The 18031-nt window shown below is 29.7% G+C and carries 18 protein-coding genes; 6 read left to right on the forward strand and 12 right to left on the reverse strand.

Going from position 1 to position 18031, the window contains the following annotated elements:
- Positions 1–49 precede the first annotated feature (49 nt).
- A complete protein-coding gene (locus tag P3X86_RS17485; RefSeq protein WP_483294013.1) occupies positions 50–1390 on the forward strand; it encodes a sodium-dependent transporter in 1341 nt (446 codons plus the stop codon).
- Between the two features lie 40 nt (positions 1391–1430).
- Here the strand turns inward: P3X86_RS17485 and P3X86_RS17490 are convergent, their stop codons facing one another.
- On the reverse strand, positions 1431–2519 hold the full coding sequence (locus P3X86_RS17490) for a S8 family peptidase (RefSeq protein WP_483294014.1): 1089 nt from the start codon (positions 2517–2519) through the stop codon (positions 1431–1433).
- Positions 2520–2831: 312 nt separating this feature from the next.
- Here P3X86_RS17490 and P3X86_RS17495 point away from each other — a divergent pair, with 312 nt between their 5' ends.
- Both P3X86_RS17495 and P3X86_RS17500 read left to right on the forward strand, forming a co-directional pair.
- Complete coding sequence (locus P3X86_RS17495) at positions 2832–3227, forward strand: PspC domain-containing protein (RefSeq protein WP_483294015.1); 396 nt, start codon at positions 2832–2834, stop codon at positions 3225–3227.
- Positions 3228–3362: 135 nt separating this feature from the next.
- Entirely contained in the window at positions 3363–3926 is a 564-nt protein-coding gene (locus P3X86_RS17500; protein ID WP_483294016.1) for a hypothetical protein, read from the forward strand.
- A gap of 56 nt (positions 3927–3982) precedes the next feature.
- Here the strand turns inward: P3X86_RS17500 and P3X86_RS17505 are convergent, their stop codons facing one another.
- From P3X86_RS17505 to murQ, 6 genes are all read right to left on the reverse strand, one after another.
- A complete protein-coding gene (locus tag P3X86_RS17505; protein WP_483294017.1) occupies positions 3983–5038 on the reverse strand; it encodes a DNA polymerase IV in 1056 nt (351 codons plus the stop codon).
- A gap of 64 nt (positions 5039–5102) precedes the next feature.
- Positions 5103–6608: a carboxypeptidase M32 gene (locus tag P3X86_RS17510; RefSeq protein WP_483294018.1), complete on the reverse strand. Its 1506-nt coding sequence runs from the start codon at positions 6606–6608 to the stop codon at positions 5103–5105.
- Between the two features lie 226 nt (positions 6609–6834).
- Positions 6835–8106: a uracil-xanthine permease family protein gene (locus tag P3X86_RS17515; RefSeq protein ID WP_483294019.1), complete on the reverse strand. Its 1272-nt coding sequence runs from the start codon at positions 8104–8106 to the stop codon at positions 6835–6837.
- Positions 8107–8404: 298 nt separating this feature from the next.
- Positions 8405–8692 (reverse strand): hypothetical protein, encoded by a 288-nt coding sequence (locus tag P3X86_RS17520; RefSeq protein ID WP_483294020.1) that lies wholly within the window; start codon positions 8690–8692, stop codon positions 8405–8407.
- 113 nt (positions 8693–8805) lie between these two features.
- On the reverse strand, positions 8806–9291 hold the full coding sequence (locus tag P3X86_RS17525) for a PTS sugar transporter subunit IIA (RefSeq protein ID WP_483294021.1): 486 nt from the start codon (positions 9289–9291) through the stop codon (positions 8806–8808).
- Between the two features lie 33 nt (positions 9292–9324).
- Complete coding sequence (murQ, locus tag P3X86_RS17530) at positions 9325–10236, reverse strand: N-acetylmuramic acid 6-phosphate etherase (protein ID WP_483294022.1); 912 nt, start codon at positions 10234–10236, stop codon at positions 9325–9327.
- 344 nt (positions 10237–10580) lie between these two features.
- Between murQ and P3X86_RS17535 the strand changes: the two genes are divergently transcribed.
- Complete coding sequence (locus P3X86_RS17535; RefSeq protein WP_483294023.1) at positions 10581–12005, forward strand: NAD(P)/FAD-dependent oxidoreductase; 1425 nt, start codon at positions 10581–10583, stop codon at positions 12003–12005.
- Positions 12006–12034: 29 nt separating this feature from the next.
- Positions 12035–12838: an N-acetylmuramoyl-L-alanine amidase family protein gene (locus tag P3X86_RS17540; RefSeq protein WP_483294024.1), complete on the forward strand. Its 804-nt coding sequence runs from the start codon at positions 12035–12037 to the stop codon at positions 12836–12838.
- A 14-nt stretch (positions 12839–12852) separates the two neighbouring features.
- Here the strand turns inward: P3X86_RS17540 and P3X86_RS17545 are convergent, their stop codons facing one another.
- The 5 genes from P3X86_RS17545 to P3X86_RS17565 form a co-directional block, all read right to left on the reverse strand.
- Positions 12853–13602, reverse strand: coding sequence for a hypothetical protein (locus tag P3X86_RS17545; protein ID WP_483294025.1), 750 nt, complete (start codon positions 13600–13602; stop codon positions 12853–12855).
- Between the two features lie 185 nt (positions 13603–13787).
- The gene (locus tag P3X86_RS17550) at positions 13788–14375 is read right to left on the reverse strand and encodes a hypothetical protein (RefSeq protein ID WP_483294026.1); all 588 of its coding nucleotides are present in this window, start codon (positions 14373–14375) and stop codon (positions 13788–13790) included.
- A gap of 71 nt (positions 14376–14446) precedes the next feature.
- Positions 14447–14902: a tRNA adenosine(34) deaminase TadA gene (gene tadA, locus P3X86_RS17555; protein WP_483294027.1), complete on the reverse strand. Its 456-nt coding sequence runs from the start codon at positions 14900–14902 to the stop codon at positions 14447–14449.
- Between the two features lie 25 nt (positions 14903–14927).
- Positions 14928–16448, reverse strand: a complete 1521-nt coding sequence (locus P3X86_RS17560) for a stalk domain-containing protein (RefSeq protein WP_483294028.1) — start codon at positions 16446–16448, stop codon at positions 14928–14930.
- Between the two features lie 280 nt (positions 16449–16728).
- Complete coding sequence (locus P3X86_RS17565; RefSeq protein ID WP_483294029.1) at positions 16729–16956, reverse strand: hypothetical protein; 228 nt, start codon at positions 16954–16956, stop codon at positions 16729–16731.
- A gap of 226 nt (positions 16957–17182) precedes the next feature.
- Between P3X86_RS17565 and P3X86_RS17570 the strand changes: the two genes are divergently transcribed.
- Positions 17183–17869, forward strand: coding sequence for a tetratricopeptide repeat protein (locus P3X86_RS17570; RefSeq protein ID WP_483294030.1), 687 nt, complete (start codon positions 17183–17185; stop codon positions 17867–17869).
- Positions 17870–18031 lie beyond the last annotated feature (162 nt).

Here is an 18031-nt window from a genome sequence, read left to right on the forward strand (position 1 = left end):
AACAGTCTAGCAATCATATCATACAAAATACTTTTATGGAGGAATTAATATGGCAAGAGATAGTTTTAAAAGTCGACTGGGAATTTTAGCTGCCGCTGCTGGTTCAGCTATCGGACTAGGTAATATTTGGCGTTTCCCTCATATAACTGGTACAAACGGAGGCGGTGCATTTCTCATTGTTTATTTAGTTTGTATTGTATTAATTGGTTTACCAATTATGATTTCAGAGTTTATAATTGGAAGAAGTACTAAGAAGAATGCTATAGGTGCTTTTAGGGAATTAGCTCCTAAAACACCTTGGTCCATTATAGGATGGATGGGACTATTATGTGCAGTAGTTATACTGTCTTTCTACGGTGTTGTTGCCGGATGGTGCATGCATTATGTATCTAATTCTATTACCAATAGTTTTGCTGGTAAATCAGTAACCGAATTATCTAATATGTTTACTAGCTTAATAAGCAGTAATTGGTTACCTATCATATGGCAACTCTTATTTATGGCTATAACAGGCTATATAGTAGCTGCTGGTATAAAAAATGGTATAGAAAAATACTCTAAGATATTGATGCCTTTAATGTTTTTATTAATTATAATACTAGACATAAGAGCACTAACTTTAGATAATGCAATGGAAGGAATCAACTTTTTATTTAAACCAAAATTTAACGAATTGACTTTAGATGCTGTATTCCTAGCTTTAGGTCATGCTTTCTTTACATTAAGTTTAGGAATGGGAACTATGTTAACATATGGTTCTTATATTAATGATGGTGAGAACTTAAAATCTACTGCTGTCAATGTCAGTATTGCAGATACGGTTATTGCACTGTTAGCAGGTATTGCAATATTTCCTGCTGTATTTTCTTATGGTATAAAGCCTGATACAGGAGCTGGTCTTGCTTTTATTTCATTACCTTTAGTTTTTGAACAAATGCCTTTTGGAAATATATTTGGAATATTGTTCTTCTCATTACTAGCAGTTGCTGCACTTACTTCATCTATATCTATTCTAGAAGTAATTGTTGCCTATTTTACCGAAGAATTTAATATGTCTAGAACTAAGGTTACTGTTTTTAGTACGTTATTTGTATCTATTATAGGAATTTTATGTTCTTTATCTAACGGAATTTTAAAGGAATACACAATTTTCGGCATGACGTTTATGAACTTCATGGAGTACTTATCCGCAAATATATTACTTCCTCTTGGAGGTCTGTTGATTTGTCTCTTTGTAGGTTATTATATGGATAAAAAGATAATAAAAGATCAACTAAGAAATAAAGGTTCTATAAGTTCTACATTTTTGGTGATATTCTTGTTGTTAGTAAAATTTATATCCCCAATTGCTATACTTATAGTCTTTTTGAAAGGTATTAATCTAATATAAATAAATCGGGGATGTCTGCAATGGACACCCCCTTTCTAATTTAAAATATAATTTTAAGCTTTTTCATTAACTTATCAACTTTTATAAATGCTCCTTGTTTTCTAAATAATCCTACTATTGTATTTTTTAGCTCTGGCGTGAGTTTCATGTCTTTATAGGATACACCATCTACTGAAAATACATTCTTTTTATTATTAATTACTATCTCTTTTTCTAATGGTTGCAAGGTACAAAAACCTACTCCATACTTGGTATCTGCTCCTGGTATTCCTAAATCTTTTGTACTCATTTTAAGATTTCTCCAAAGATAATCTTCTGGTATTGATTCACCCAGTGCTATTTGATGCTTACATGCTATTAGTGCTGCTATACCAGCTACTATTGGTGTACTCATACTAGTACCAGACATCTCAGCATATTTATTGTTTGGTGCACATGAAAGTACATTTACTCCTACTTGGCAAACATCTATGTGGTTCCCTTGTGTACTGAATAATGCAGATTTTAAATCTACATCTACAGCACCTACACAGATGATTTCATCAAATACTGCAGGATATCTCACTTCTTCTTTATACGAGTTACCCGCTGAGCATATTACAGCTATATTTGCATTTACTAAATCCTTTATTACTTTATGGAGTTCATCAAGTTTTGCTTTTTCTTCATTTTTTCCATCTGTTGAAATAGACATTGATACTATACTAACTTTTTTACCATCTAATGATCTATAGTTTTTTATCCATTTCATAGCTTCTATAATGTTTTTTATATCTATTTTTCCATTGCTATCGAGGACTTTTATAGGAAGAATTTGCGCTCTTGGTGCTATTCCTACATTAGAGCCTGCTATACTTCCTGCAACATGGGTTCCATGTCCATGTTTATCTGCTGTTATACTTCTGTTTATACTTCTGAGCTGAGTGAAATTTCTACCTTTTAGCACTCTTCCTTTTAACTCTGAATGTTTACTATCTACTCCAGTATCTATTACTGCAACTATTACACCCTGCCCATATATTCCTTGAGAATACATGCATTGTCTACCACTTAAATTCAAAAAGCTAAGGTCTTCTCTTCTTATTCCTCGCCTAATAGCGTTGACTTTAAAATCATCAATTTTAAACATCTTATCCCCTCAAGCTTTCCAATATTATATTATTTATGCTCAAATATTGAGAATAAATTTATGATTTATACTATAAAATATGTAACAAGTACGTATTTTGAAATAGATTTCTCTATATTTTTTAATATAACAGTTAATAAATTGGAAATTACAACTAAAGTATATTAAATAATTTTTTTATGTTTTTAATGTAAATTGTATTATTTTTAATATGTTTAATTTATATATTAATTTTTTTAATTTTTTTATTGATTTTATTGTTTCTATATGCTATTATATATTTATAGAAATCATACGAAAGGATTTGGTGTTATGAGTAAGAAACTATATCGTTCTAGAAAAAACGAGCAAATATGTGGTGTGTGTGCAGGCATCGCAGAGTACTTAGATATAGATGTAACTATTGTAAGAATTATAACTGTCATATCTGCTTTTATGTGGATTGGTTTTATTCCTTATATTATATGTGCGATAGTTATTCCTGTTAATCCGGACGAAGAGTACTCAAATCACACTTATGATGAATTTGACGAAAGAAAATCCAATCCTCACAGAAATAAGAAAATTTTAGGTATTATATTAGTATTTATTGGTGCATCAATTATTCTTGAAAGATTCTTAAGATGGTTCAATTTTAAATTGATCTTTTCAATCATCTTAATATTTGTTGGAATCTCCTTTTTAACTAGTTTAAAAAGAAACAAATAACATAACACCCTGTGTAACGGCATTGTCATTTTGACAGTGCCTTTATTTATAAACTACTAAATTATAGACTTGGTAGCATTGACAATATTTATTTATAGCGTATAATGTATATTATATAAAATATGGGGGTATCGCATGAAAAAATTATCAATAATAATACTTATATTAATTATTACAACATCCTTAATAAGTGGATGTAAAAAATCAGATGACACACTACATATACTTAAAAAGGTAGAAGCCGCTGAAATTTTAAACGCGAGATTTTCTTTTGCACATGATATCAGTTTTGATGATTGCATTAGTCAATTTAAGGAACTGTGTGTAAAGGACTATGATATTTCTGAACTGGAAGCAAGTAGAGAAGATTATGAAAGATATGTTAAAGAAGAAAAAGAATATAAGGAAAAAAATGGGGTGTCAGCTTTTGATTTAGATATGGTAATTGAGTTATCTACTGTTTATCAATCTGATAATAAAGTATATATATTCACTAAATCTGAAGTAAACAAAAATGATAATACTTTGAAACCACAAATTAACATAAAAAAATATATACTTGTTAAGGAAAATGACGATTGGAGAATAATAGGCGTAGATACACATTGGTTTGAAAAAGACGCAAAACATGCTAGTTATCCTACTTACGACAATAAGCCAATTGATTATATAAAAATTATGAAACCTTTTAAAAAATAATTATAACGAGTTTAAATCTCAAGACATTTTAAATGATTGTTCTTGAGTTTTTATTTTTAATTATTCATTAAATCAAATATAGTAATCTGTCTAACTGATGAATCCTCAATGTGAGATACTGTTAATCCGATTAACCTAACTGGTTTCATAAAGTATATGTTATCTATTATATCGCAAGCTATTTGATATATTTCATCTTTGTTCTGTAAGTAATATGGCATTGTTTTGCTTTTTGTATGAGAATTAAAATCAGATGTCTTATATTTTATAGTTACCGTTTTAGCATGAGATTTATCTTTGATAAGGCTTTGTTCTAATTGCAAAGAATAATCCTTTATAATTTTCTTGAATATATCTTTGTTTGTTGTATCTTCAATAAGTGTAGTTTCTCTTCCTATAGACTTTGATGATGTAGTCCTACTTACAATTCTTGTGTCTTTACCTCTTATTCTGTTATATATATCCTCTCCATGTTTACCAAGTACTTCTATAAGGTACTCTTTGGATAATCCATACAAATCTTCTATTGTAAAAACACCAAATTTATTAAACATTTCAACTGATTTTTTGCCAAGTCCATAAACTTTTTTTATTGATAATGGAAATAAAATATTAGGCATATCTTCTTCTTTTATTATTTTTATACCATTTGGTTTATTCCAATCTGATGCAACTTTTGCTAAAAACTTATTGTATGAAATTCCTGCTGATAGAGTTAACCCTGTTTCTCTCAATACTTCTCTTTTTATAGTTTTTACTATATTTATCGGATCATCCTCACTATTACTGACATCTAAATAGGCTTCATCTATTGATAGTGGTTCTATTGATGTCGTTATACTTCTTAGTATTCTAAATACTTTTTTGGACACTTCTTTATATCTACTCATCCTAACTGGCATAAATATGGCATCTGGACATTTTTTCCTTGCTATAAAAGTTGGCATAGCAGAATGTACCCCGTATTTTCTAGCTTCATAGGAGCATGTACTTACAACACCCCTCCCTTTTATACCACCAACTATCACTGCTTTGCCTCTTAGGTTATTATCATGCTGCTCTATCGCTGCATAAAATGCATCCATATCTACATGTATAATTTTTTTCATCAAATAAACCTCCACAAACAAACATTCCCCTTATATTATACCATAGGGGAATGTCTGTTCGCTATATTTATTTCAAATTATATATTTTTTCATACTTGTCTTTTAAATATTCTATGAAGCACTTAGGATTTAATCCTTCTCCAGTTACATCTTTTAATATGTCATTCGGCATTTTTGTACTTCCATATTTGTGTATTTTTTCAGTTAACCAGTCCTTTATTGCTTTAAAATTGCCTTCTTTAAGAGCATTATTAAAATTTATGTCTTTTTTCATAGCATTTACAAACTGCGATGCATATGCATTTCCCAACGCATATGATGGGAAGTAACCTATTAAACCATCTGACCAATGAACATCTTGCAAGACACCATCTGCATCATTATCTGGCGAAACTCCTAGATACTCATTCATTTTTTTATTCCATATTTCAGGTAAATCTTTTACCTCTATCTCTTTATTAATGAGCTTCTTCTCTATTTCGTATCTCACCATGATATGTAATGAGTAGGTAAGCTCATCTGCCTCTATCCTAATTAATGATGGTTTTACTTCATTTACACCTTCGTAAAATTCTTTTAATGTTACATCTTGTAATTTATCTGTGAATAACTCTTTAAGCTTTGGATATATAAAACCACAAAAGTTAATATTTCTACCTATGACATTTTCATATGCTCTTGACTGTGACTCATGTATACCCATAGAAACTCCTGTTGCTACTGATGATCCTACTAAATCTTTATCTATGTCTTGCTCATATAATGCATGTCCACACTCATGTATAGTGCCATAAATACCTGATAATAATATATTCTTAGTAAAATGTGATGTTAGTCTTACATCGTATGGATTGAGATTAAGCGTAAATGGATGTACACTTTCTTTGAACATACCAGCTTCAAAATCAAAGCCTAGTATGTCTAATAAATATTTGCTAAATTCTTTTTGTTTTTCTACATTAAAGCTTCTATTAGTAAAATCTGTTCTTATTTTTTTACCACTTTCTTTTATTCTTTTAACTAAGGGAACTATTTTTTCTCTTAGCGAGTTGAAAAAATCATCTAATATATCTACATTCATGCCTGGTTCATAATCATCTAATAATACATTATAGGGATTACCATCATATCCTCTGTATTCAACAAACTTTCTCTGATATTTAAATATTTTTTCTAAATATGGTTCAAATAATGTAAAATCTGATTTTTCTTTTGCATCCTCCCATACTTGCCCTGCTAAACTTCTGAGTTCACTATACTGAGCAAATTCATCTTTAGGTATTTTAGCCATTTGATCATATTCTCTTTTTATCTTGTTTAATGTTGCATATGTGATTTTGTCTAACTTATCCTTATTTTCATCTAGCAGTTTAAGACACTGCACCATATCATCACAAGTCATTACATTGTGAACCTCTCCCGATAATACACCCAATGTCTTAGCTCTCTCACCAGCCCCTTTTTTTGGTGCTCCTGTAGCCGAATCCCAATAAATAGTTGCACTTGCATATTCTAAAGCTCTTAGTTTTATTAATAACTCTTCAAATCTTTCTTTTGCTATTTTAAAATCCACATAACCACTCCTAGCTTAATGTATATTAGTACAGTAATTCTACATTTAACTTTGATAACCTTTATTTTGAATTGCGAATATTGATTACAATCACCTATAACGTTATTAAAATTAATATCAGCTCAAAGTCTTATTTCACATAACCTTTTTATATAGTCTTCTCAACTATTAACATAAAAACTAAAAAAGACTACCTTATAAGTAAAAAGGTAATCTAAATTATTATTTAATTTTCTTTTAAGTTTAAAACTGCATTTAGTAATACTCCTACTATAGCCGCCAAACTAAGCTCTGTTATTTTAACCGTTTGAGTTATTGGGATACCTATTACATTTCCTGTGTATCTTTTTAATAATGATGTACCTATACCTATAATCAATATTGAACCAATTACAACAATATTTTTTGTATTCATCTTAACTTTATTATTCCTTAGAGTCTTTACTCCTATCAATGCTATCATACTAAATAACATTACACTTATTCCACCCATGACACATTGAGGAATTGTTTTTAGAAAGCCTCCTACTTTTGCTATAAACCCTAATGCTATAGCAAATACAGCTGCTAATCTCAATATTGATGGATCATAATTTTTTGTTATTGCTAAAACTCCTGTATTTTCTCCATATGTTGTATTCGCTGGTCCCCCTATTAAACCTGCAAATAACGTAGCTAATCCATCTCCCAAAAGCGTTCTATTTAACCCTGGATCTTCTACAAAGTTTTTACCAACTACTTGACCATTTGTAGTTATATCTCCTATATGTTCCATGAAAACAGCCAAGATAACTGGTACTATTATCATTATTGCTCCTATTTCAAACTTAGGCAATGTGAAATTAGGAACACTAAAATATGATGCTGTTTTAAAAGCTTCTGCTGCTTCTGCTTCTATTAATCCACTTGCATTTGCTATTATATATCCAACTGTTACTGCAATCAATATAGAAAGTTGTTTTATAAACCCTTTTGCAAATAGTGTTATAGTAAGTGCTATCCCTAATGTTATAAACGCTATGATGTAGTTCGTTGATGCCATACCTATTGCTACTGGAACTAAGTTTAATCCTATTACTATGATCATTGGTCCAACAACTTGAGCTGGTAGATATTTTTTAATCTTGGCTACACCTATTTTTTTAACTAAGAAAGATAATGCTACATATATTAGCCCTGCTATGAATATTCCACCTTGTGCATATGTCAAATCTCCATTGTATGTTTCTTTTACTGTGTTAATAACTGCTATAAATGCAAATGATGAACCTAAAAAAACAGGTACTTTCCTCTTTGTTACTTGATGAAACATCAATGTTCCAACACCAGCAGATACTAATGCTACCGATGCATCAAGTCCTGTTAGAATAGGTACTAATACCGTTGCTCCAAACATTGCTATAAGATGTTGTAAAGCTAGTATTATTTTTTTCACTGGATTTGAATCAAATTCTTTTACACTTGTTATATCTTTTCTGTTTAATATATTTTCTGACATAAAAAAACCTCCTCGTTTTTGTTGTAAAGGAGAATTCTTATCCTCCTTTTTCAGCCTCACGGGACCGATTTAAAAGGCATATTTTATATTTAATCATAAAAAAATCTTGCATTATGGCAAGATGATATAATCATAATTTTGTATCGTCTTGCCAGCCTCACGGGACTGATTTAAAGATTCCTTCATACGATTCTAACATATTTCAGATTAATTTGCAATAAAAAAAGTCAAAGAACCATATATTACAGTTATACAATTCTTTGACTAAGTAATGTGTGGTTTTACCATGATCTCCATATTAGTATTCCTGCATGAAATTTCGTTCGTACATTTCACAACTTTCAAGATTGCATCTCTCTCCCATATTATGAATACAAGTTATTGATCCACATGTTTTAAATTTGAACCTATTTTTCTTATTTGTATCGTTTACTTTCTTTTTTATATTTGCTTTCAAATTCTTCATATTATCAGCCCTTCCATCTTGTTGTGTTTTAATTATAACATTATAAAAATCAAAAAACAATAAAAAACCATCATATTTTGCAAGTTTTTCATTGTTTCTTTCATTTTTAAAAGTTTTCATTCATTTTTGAAACATGATGAAGGATTTGATTTAATTTTAATTGTAATTATTCTGTATTATTTTCCAAGAACATAAAATGATTCTATTTTGACAGAACATTTTCAAAGATTGCATCATTTTTTTATATCTATGTTCATAATTATATCTGTATTTTTGACTACTTTATTTGTAAACTTCTCTATATCTTTTACTATTTCACCATTGGTTATAATAACTGGTGAAACTAATGATTTTGCATTCTTTCTTAGATATTCTACATCCAACTGCATTAGAATATCTCCTGCTTTAACTACATCTCCTTGTTTAACAAAGCTTTCAAATCCTTGTCCCTTCAAATTAACGGTGTCTATTCCTATGTGTATTAGTATTTCTAGTCCATCATTTGATTTAATCCCTACAGCATGTTTAGTAGGGAAAACCTGCAAAATTTCACCATCACATGGAGATACTACTTTATTGTCTAATGGATCTATTGCAACACCATCTCCGAGCATTTTTTGTGAAAAAACTTCATCCTCTACATTTTCTATATCTATTACATTACCCTCAATAGGAGATAATAATTGAACCTTAATATTCTTTTTAAATATACCTAACATTTAATCACCTCTTATAAGTGTTTATAATAATTATTATTTATTAATTACTTCGTTTAGAGCTTTTCTAATATGTCCATTATTTTTATTAACTATTTCTTGTGCAGTCTTTTTATCTAGCTTTGATTTTATCATGAAAATAGACAATTTTACGTCGTAATTAGTTTCTTCTAAATACTCCTTTGCTATACTTTCATCTACTCCTGTTGCCTCTACAACTATATTTTTACTTCTTTGCGTAAGTTTCTCATTTGTGGATTGCACATCAACCATCAAGTTTTCGTATGCCTTACCAATCTTTATCATAGACCCTGTCGTTAGCATATTTAGTACCATTTTTTGAGCTGTACCAGCTTTCAATCTTGTCGAGCCTGTTAATGCTTCTCCTCCTACTACTACAGCAATACCAACGTCTGCAATATTTTGTACTGGTGAATCACTATTATTTGTTACAGCTATAGTCACGGCTCCTATTTTTTTAGCAAAGTTCAATGCCCCTATTACATAAGGAGTTCTACCACTTGCTGTTATCCCTACTAATACATCCTTTTTATCAAAATTAATGTCTTTTAAGTCCTTTTCACCTAAATTAATATCATCCTCTGCTCCTTCTTTTGCTTTAAAAATAGCTTCGTAACCACCTGCTATGATACCATGAACCATCTGAGCCGGTACTCCAAAGGTAGGAGGGCATTCTGATGCATCTAGTATACCTAGTCTACCACTTGTTCCTGCTCCAATATAAATCAATCTGCCTCCATTATTAAAACTCTCTGTTATTAAATCTACTGCCTTTGCAATATGTTTGATCTCTTTTTCTACTGCAAAAGCAACTTTTTTATCTTCTTCATTAATCATACTTATCATTTCCTCTGTTGAGGCTATATCTATTCCAAATGTGTTTGGATTTCTTCCTTCTGTGGTCAAACTTTTTAAATCGATATTCATTTGCTACACCCTTTCTTGAAATATTATTACCAATATAACTATAATATCATGAAATATTATTTCTTTCTATAGTTATTTCTATTTATTTTCTTTTTTATTATAAAACTTTGTTTAATTATAATAAGATAAATGTTTGTTACTATTTTATTAACTTTCTTCTTTATTTTTAACTTTATTTGGTATCATTATAAATCTTTTACTACCTGTGCATACTAATTATTATATTCTTACACTATGAATATTACATTGCTTTTTGTACAAATTATTCGTGTTTTATGATATTATTACTATGTAGTGTTATTTTTAATTCGCTACTTCAAGCTTTAATTTAGGAGGTAAAAATAATGAAATATGACGTGATTATTGTCGGTGCAGGGCCAGCTGGTCTTTTTACCGCTTTAGAACTTGTTAACATAAATAAAGATAAAAAAATACTATTAGTTGAAAAAGGAAAAAAAGTAGAGAATAGAAAGTGTCCTAAAGAAGTAACACGTGAATGTATTGATTGTAAACCTTACTGTAATATAACTTCTGGTGTTTCTGGAGCTGGAGCTTTTTCGGATGGTAAACTTAGCTTAAGTCAAGAGGTTGGTGGTCTCTTGCCTGAATATATTGGTTATGATACTACTAAAGATTTAATAGACTATGTTGATAACATTTATCTTAAATTTGGAGCAGATACAGAGATAAATGGATTAATCGAAAGTAAAATGGTTCAAGATATTAGAAGAAAGGCTATAAGAGCAGGTTTAAAGCTTGTTGATTGTCCAATTAGACATCTTGGAACTGAAAAATCTCAAGAAATTTATAAGAAAATTCAAGATTATATTGTTTCAGAAGGAGTAGAACTAAGAGATAGTACGTATGTCAAAGATTTGATTATTGAAAACAATGAAATCCAAGGCGTTAAACTAATTAAATCACATGATCATATCAAAGGAAAAGATGATTCTATCGTAGATGTATATGGTGAAAAAGTTATATTATGTGTTGGTAGAAAAGGTGCTGATTGGTTAAAACAGATGTGTTTAAAGCATGGAATAAACCACAGTGCTGGAACTGTTGATATCGGTGTTAGAGTTGAAGTTAGAAATGAAATTATGGAACAAATAAATAATGTTCTCTATGAAGGTAAATTAATAGGTTATCCTAATCCTTTTAAAGATAAAGTTCGTACTTTTTGTCAAAACCCCGGGGGCTTTGTATCTGAAGAACGCTATGACAATCAACTATCTATAGTAAACGGTCACTCTTATAAGGAAAAGAAAAGTAAAAACACTAACCTAGCTATTTTAAGCTCTCACAATTTTAGATATCCTTTTAATCAACCTATTGAATATGGCAAAAAAGTAGCTGAGTTATTAAATATGCTTGGTAACAATAAGATTTTAGTTCAAAGATTTGGAGATATATTGGATGGCAAAAGAACTTGGGAAAAGGAATTACTTAGATCAAATGTTAAACCAACATTGATAGATGCTGTTCCTGGAGATCTTACTTCAGCTATTCCTTATAGACCTATGACTAATATAATCAATTTCATAAAGGCAATGGATGTTATTGTTCCAGGATTCGCTAGTACTGAAACACTCCTATATGGGCCAGAAATAAAATTTTATTCAAATAAAGTAACTATAGACAAAGAATTTAAATCAAATATTAAAAACCTACACTTCCTTGGTGATGGCTGTGGTCTAACTAGAGGATTAATGATGGCTTCTTGCTCAGGTGTTCAAATGGCAAGAATTTTGCTTGATGCAATTAAGTAATTATAATATATTTCATTGGAGATGATAAGATGGATTATGATGAAAGACGTCGAGAACTCTATCTAAAGAAAAAACGTAGGAGACAAGCTATGATGAAACGTCGACGTCGATTTTTTGGTACTTTGCTATTTTTAATTATTGTAAGTTGCTTTTTAATTTTTAGAAGTTGTGGAGATGAAAAAGAAGCTACACCTATTAATAAAAATATTACTAATGAAGACAACTCACCTAAAGATAATTTTACTGTATGTATAGATGCTGGTCATGGTGAATATGATTCTGGTGCTACTTCTAAAACATTTGATGTTGCCGAAAAAGACATTGTTTTAAGCGTAGCTCTTTCTACTGGTAAACTATTAAGTGATAAAGGAATAAAAGTAATATACACTAGAGAAAAAGATGAGATACCTTGGAAAGAACAAACAGAATCTCTAGTGGGTAGATCAAAGTTTTCTAATGAAAATAATGCAGATTTATTTGTATCTATTCATTGTAACTACTATAAAAACTCTACTGATGTTAAAGGAACAGAAGTTTATTGTTTTGAAAAAGAAACTAAAGATGAAAAACTCGCTCAAATTATTTCAGATAATTTAGCCAAGCTTAAATTTACTGAAAATAGAGGTATTAAATACAACTCTGATAAAAACCTTTACGTTGTCGAAAACACTAAAGCTACATCTGTATTAGTAGAACTAGGTTATTTAAGCAATACGGATGATACTGTGTTTTTAAAGGATTCTAAAGGACAGGCTAAATGTGCTGATGCAATTTCTAGTGCTATAATTGAATATAAAGATCTAATAACTAAAGAAAAAAAGGAATCTAAGTAGATTCCTTTCTTTTTTTAAACCATTGTTACTTTCAAGACTATATCATCAAAATATACTTTCGTTATTCCTTCATATCCTGAATCAAGTCCTATAACTATATAAGCGTTTCCTTTTGAATCTGTTTTAACTTTACATTTAGTGGAGAAATTTTTATATGCATATGATCTATCTAAAGAACCATTATCTTTTGCTATATTTCCTAGTAGAGGTAATTCACTTCCTCCTACGCTTTGATTGCCTTTGTCTATATTCATTCTGTAGTAGTTGCTATCATCTACTATAGGACATGGTTTTTTGCCAACTACTCCCCCTTTGACAAATACTGATTCTCCAGGTGCGCCTCCCACACCCATCATACTTTCTGCCTCGTTTGTAGCTATTTTAAAGCTAAGTTCTATCTCATACTCTGTATTTGGTTTTAACTCTATATCTTCTGCTATATTTTTAGTAATATACATGAATAAATCATCACTATGGTTATTACCTGCAAGATATGCACCCATACTTTCGTTGTTTGCTACGGGTATTTTTTTGTAATCGTAATCTAATTCATAAAAATCATATACATCTTTTTCTGCTGGCAAATCTGCAAATCCTGCTTGAAACCCTTGTAAATCATTATTAAAGTTGTACTCAATTGTCTGAGTAATTGACTGCTGTAAGTTATATTTAGAAATATTCATTTTTTCTGTTATTGCTGCAAATGACGAACTACTAAGTGCTAATATTCCTGCTAATGATACTGCTAATAACTTCTTTTTCATTTTTATTCTCCTCTCTATTATTCAAATAAAAACTACTACATTGATAACTCTTATGTCCAACCAAGTATAACAGGAACTTTTTATAAAGTAAACGTTAAAATGTTTTCATTTTTTGAAATTAATGGTATTGTAGCAATTAAAAAGAAGCGTCTGCCGTTGATGCAGCGCCCCTTGTATTCATTTTACTAATTAATCTTAGGTAATGCCATATAAATTGTTTTACTATCATAAAAACCTTCATAATATACTAGCTCTTTACTACCATCACTCTTTGTTATAAAATAAGGCATGTCCCATCTGAATGTACTAGGATTTATATTGCCTAGCTTTTCTGAAACCTGACTACCTGGCTTATGACACCATTGACCATCGCTACATTGTAATAAAAAATGATAGTCCCAACGTGTTTTACCACCTAATTTGTGCTTTCCTACACGTAAAGCAATCCTATACTCATCATCATTTACTGGTGACGTACTTGATGTTATAATACGTGCAGTTTTGTACAATCTTTGAAAATCTTTTTTAACATATTCTGCTATCTCATCTACTGATTTTCCAAAGTGATTTAAATCTGTTTCATAATATTGCTCTCCCGGATCTGATGCATTGTTAAATCTTGTTACATACCCATAACAATTCACATTCATGTGATACTCAAACCTATACGGCCAAGCTGCTCCATATGGTGAGCTTGCGATAACTATAGCTCCTAATGCTAGAATTGTTGCAATAACCAATACCAAACAAATCGCCTTTTTAAGATTTCTCATATTCGAACCCCTTTTCACAGTATAATATTTCAAATTATATCATATACTTTATGGTTTATCAAATATTTATGTTATTTCTTTTTATTTCTTAAATCGCTAAAAAATTGTTTTATCACTCTTGAACATTCTTCTTTCAAGACACCTGTTTTAACCTCAACTCTGTGATTTAATCTATAATCTTCTACTATGTTGTATATTGAGCCACATGCTCCGGCCTTCAAATCCATTGCACCTATTACTAATCTATCTATTCTAGCATTTACTATAGCTCCAGCACACATAGGGCAAGGTTCTATTGTCACATACATTGTACAGCCACTAAGCCTCCAACCCCCTAGTATTTTACATGCTTCTTTTATTGCCATAATTTCTGCATGTGTAGTTGCATCCTTAGATGTCTCCCTTAAATTATATCCTGTTGATATAATTTGATTATCTTTTACTATTATTGCACCTATAGGAACTTCTTCTTTTTTATATGCTTTTTTTGCTTCTTCTATTGCTTTTTTCATGTAGTATTCGTCCATATTTCTACCTCTTAGCTATATAACTTTAATCATCACTTGCTACTTTATTGCCATCTCCATCATATAATTGCGCTTCATCTGACTGAGTATCATCCCACATTTCATTTGCTGACCATTGTATATCTCCCATTGAGCTACCTGAAGCAACTATTATTGAACTATTTGCCTTTAGTATATATCCTTTTTGAAAGTGATATACTTGGTTATCTTTTATACTAATTAATTTCCACCCTGTCATATCTATATCAGATTGTGATTTATTTGTTATCCTTACTATATCTTCTTTATCATTAACATCTATTATCACGTCATATTTTATTGTATCATTATTTTTAGGTATTGTATTTTTATCAAAAAATTTCAATCTATAACCATCTATCATGCACACTATATCGCCCTGCTTGTCAGTTCTTAGAACTTTTATATTTCTTTGCTGTAGTTTTTTTAATACTTCTTCACTTGGCAATTTTAAACCACAGGAAATCACTGCATATTTAGGCTTTATAGTCTCTAATAGTTCTTTGCTTGTAGATATTTTATCTCCATTATTTCCAACAGTTATTAATTGTGCACCTTTTACCTTTTGTATAAACTTTTTTTCTCCATCTACTTTTAAATCACTTGTGAACAATAACTTAGTGTCAAATACACTCAGGTATACAACTGTACTTGCATTATTGATATCATTATTTTCTTTATTGCCTAATATTTTTATAGTTATTTTTTCATCTTGTACTATTTCTGGCTGACTACCATCTTTATTAACTGTTAGTACTAAGTCTTCTTCATTTGTTTTGTATATTGCAGCTTCTCCTTTTTTCCCGTTTATACCTGTACTTATGTACTCTTTAAAAGTATCAGTATTTGATAACCAATCACAGTCAACTATATATTGTATATCAAAGTTATTAAATACAGCATCGGCTCCTCCTATTCTTTTATCCTTTGAGTTTGTCAGCACAAATAACTCTATATCATCTACTTGGTGCTTTTTAAGATACTCTATTAATTTTTCTTCATGAGCTGAATCACCTGAGTCTATTAATGCATGAAACTTGCCATACTCTATCATTATTGCATCACTGTCACCTAAATCTATGTAATGAATTTTTACTCTATCTTCAAACGTATTAACTAATATACAATTGCTTTCTTTGTCATACTCTAAGGTAGCTCCAAAAGGCTCAAGAGCATCCCTTATAGGCATAAACAACTTTTCGTTCTTTACCGTTGTCTTTATCTTCTTCTCCACTTTTTCTCCATTTTTTATAATAAAATTTTGTTCAAGCGAAAATTCGACTAACATATTATTTTTACGTACTGTTGTAGATTTTGTATTTTGATTCCATCCAACCTTAGCTCCAAAAAACTCCATAACTGCTCTGAAAGGCACCTGTGCACACCCATTATCATCAATAAACGGATACCCTGTTTTATCATTAAATTCAACTAATTCTCCATTTATATTTACCTTTACTTGCTGTGCATATGTTGTCGCTGGTAAACAGAATAATATAATTACTAAAAAAAACCATATTTTCTTCAACTTATTTACCTCCTGTAATATTAGATTATATGCTAATTATATCATAATTTGTATTAAAATTTTAATACATAAAAAATGTGCTTATTTATTATAAATAAGGATATTTCAATCATTTGTATAAAAATAAACAATGATACACAAAAAACTAGCCTATTAAAAATTCAGTGTATTACATACCGTTAAATTTGGTCGTCGTTATTAATTAAAGTTTATTTAAGATTATTTTTATACAAAATATGCTTCCTCTACTAAGAAAAATTTCTGCAATGGGGGTGATTTATTAAGATTTTATACCTTTGTATAACAGAGTTACTCCTGTTCCTAAAAATAATACAGCTAACATTAGTGGAGTTTTTCCACCTGTTTCTACAACACTAGTACCATATCTACCTATTGATATAGTAATGGTTGTTAATTTATGCATTTCACTTACTGCAATAATATGGACTATCACAAATAATATAAATGCAAAAATACAGAACATACAACCACATATTACTTTTTTCAATACAACATCCCCTTTAAATCTAAGTTAGTGTTTAATGTAATTGTTTTCATATTTTACTATTTTTATAATTTTTATTATATCATAATTTTTAAACCTACATAAAGGATAATTTAGCTAATTGGAATCTACAACAAAATACTATACATTACATTTAATTGAAATTAATGAAATATAATGTATCATATGGTATAATCTAAGTAATTAATAAATTTAAGGAGGACTAAAGTTGAAAACAGATGTAGCAAGCATAAGTGACAACACTGTTTTAAACATACAAGAAGTTTTTAATCTTATTCAAAATTATAAGTATGAAGAAGCATTTTTATTATCATCACAAATAATGAAAAGAGGTATAGATGGAGATCAATTATTTCATGAATGGGTTAAAGCTCTAGCCGAATTTTATTCATGTGATAAAAAAAAGACAGCAATTGATTTGTTAGAAAAAGTAAAGCCTGAAAAAATCGAGAATGAAATTCACTTCAGGATAATTAATTCTTTAATGGTCTTTTACTCAGAAATTGAAGATGAAACAAACTTTTTAAAGTATAAGGAAAAGTTAGTGTCTAATCTTCATTTGCTTTCTAGTAATGATATTATACTTCAAATCTTAGGCAATATTGGCAATGGACATTATTCATTTGATAATTATGCTGAATCATTAGAATACTGTGAAAAAACAATAGCTGTAGCACAAAAACATTTTTTATTTAATTTTAGATTCTTTAAAATCATGATGGTTAAAATAATGAATATTTTTTATTTGGGAAAGGTTGAAAAGGCTAATGAACTTAAAAAAGATTTTGAGTCCTTACTCAAGTTAACCGATAAAATGAATCTTATGAAATATTTAGATAAAGCTATGAATAATTATTATGAGGGGGTGAAAAATAATGAAAAAAATACTAACTAAAATTTACAAGTTTCCATTATTATCAACTGCTCTTATTTTTACTATAGGTGTTAGTAGATTCATATGTATGTTTTCAAGTGAATTTCCTTTTGACCACTAGTACTTAAATGTTTTACTGCAACAGCACAAACAGCACTTAAATAAGTGCTGTTTTCTATTGTA

This window comes from Abyssisolibacter sp. ZYX002, assembly GCF_056892235.1.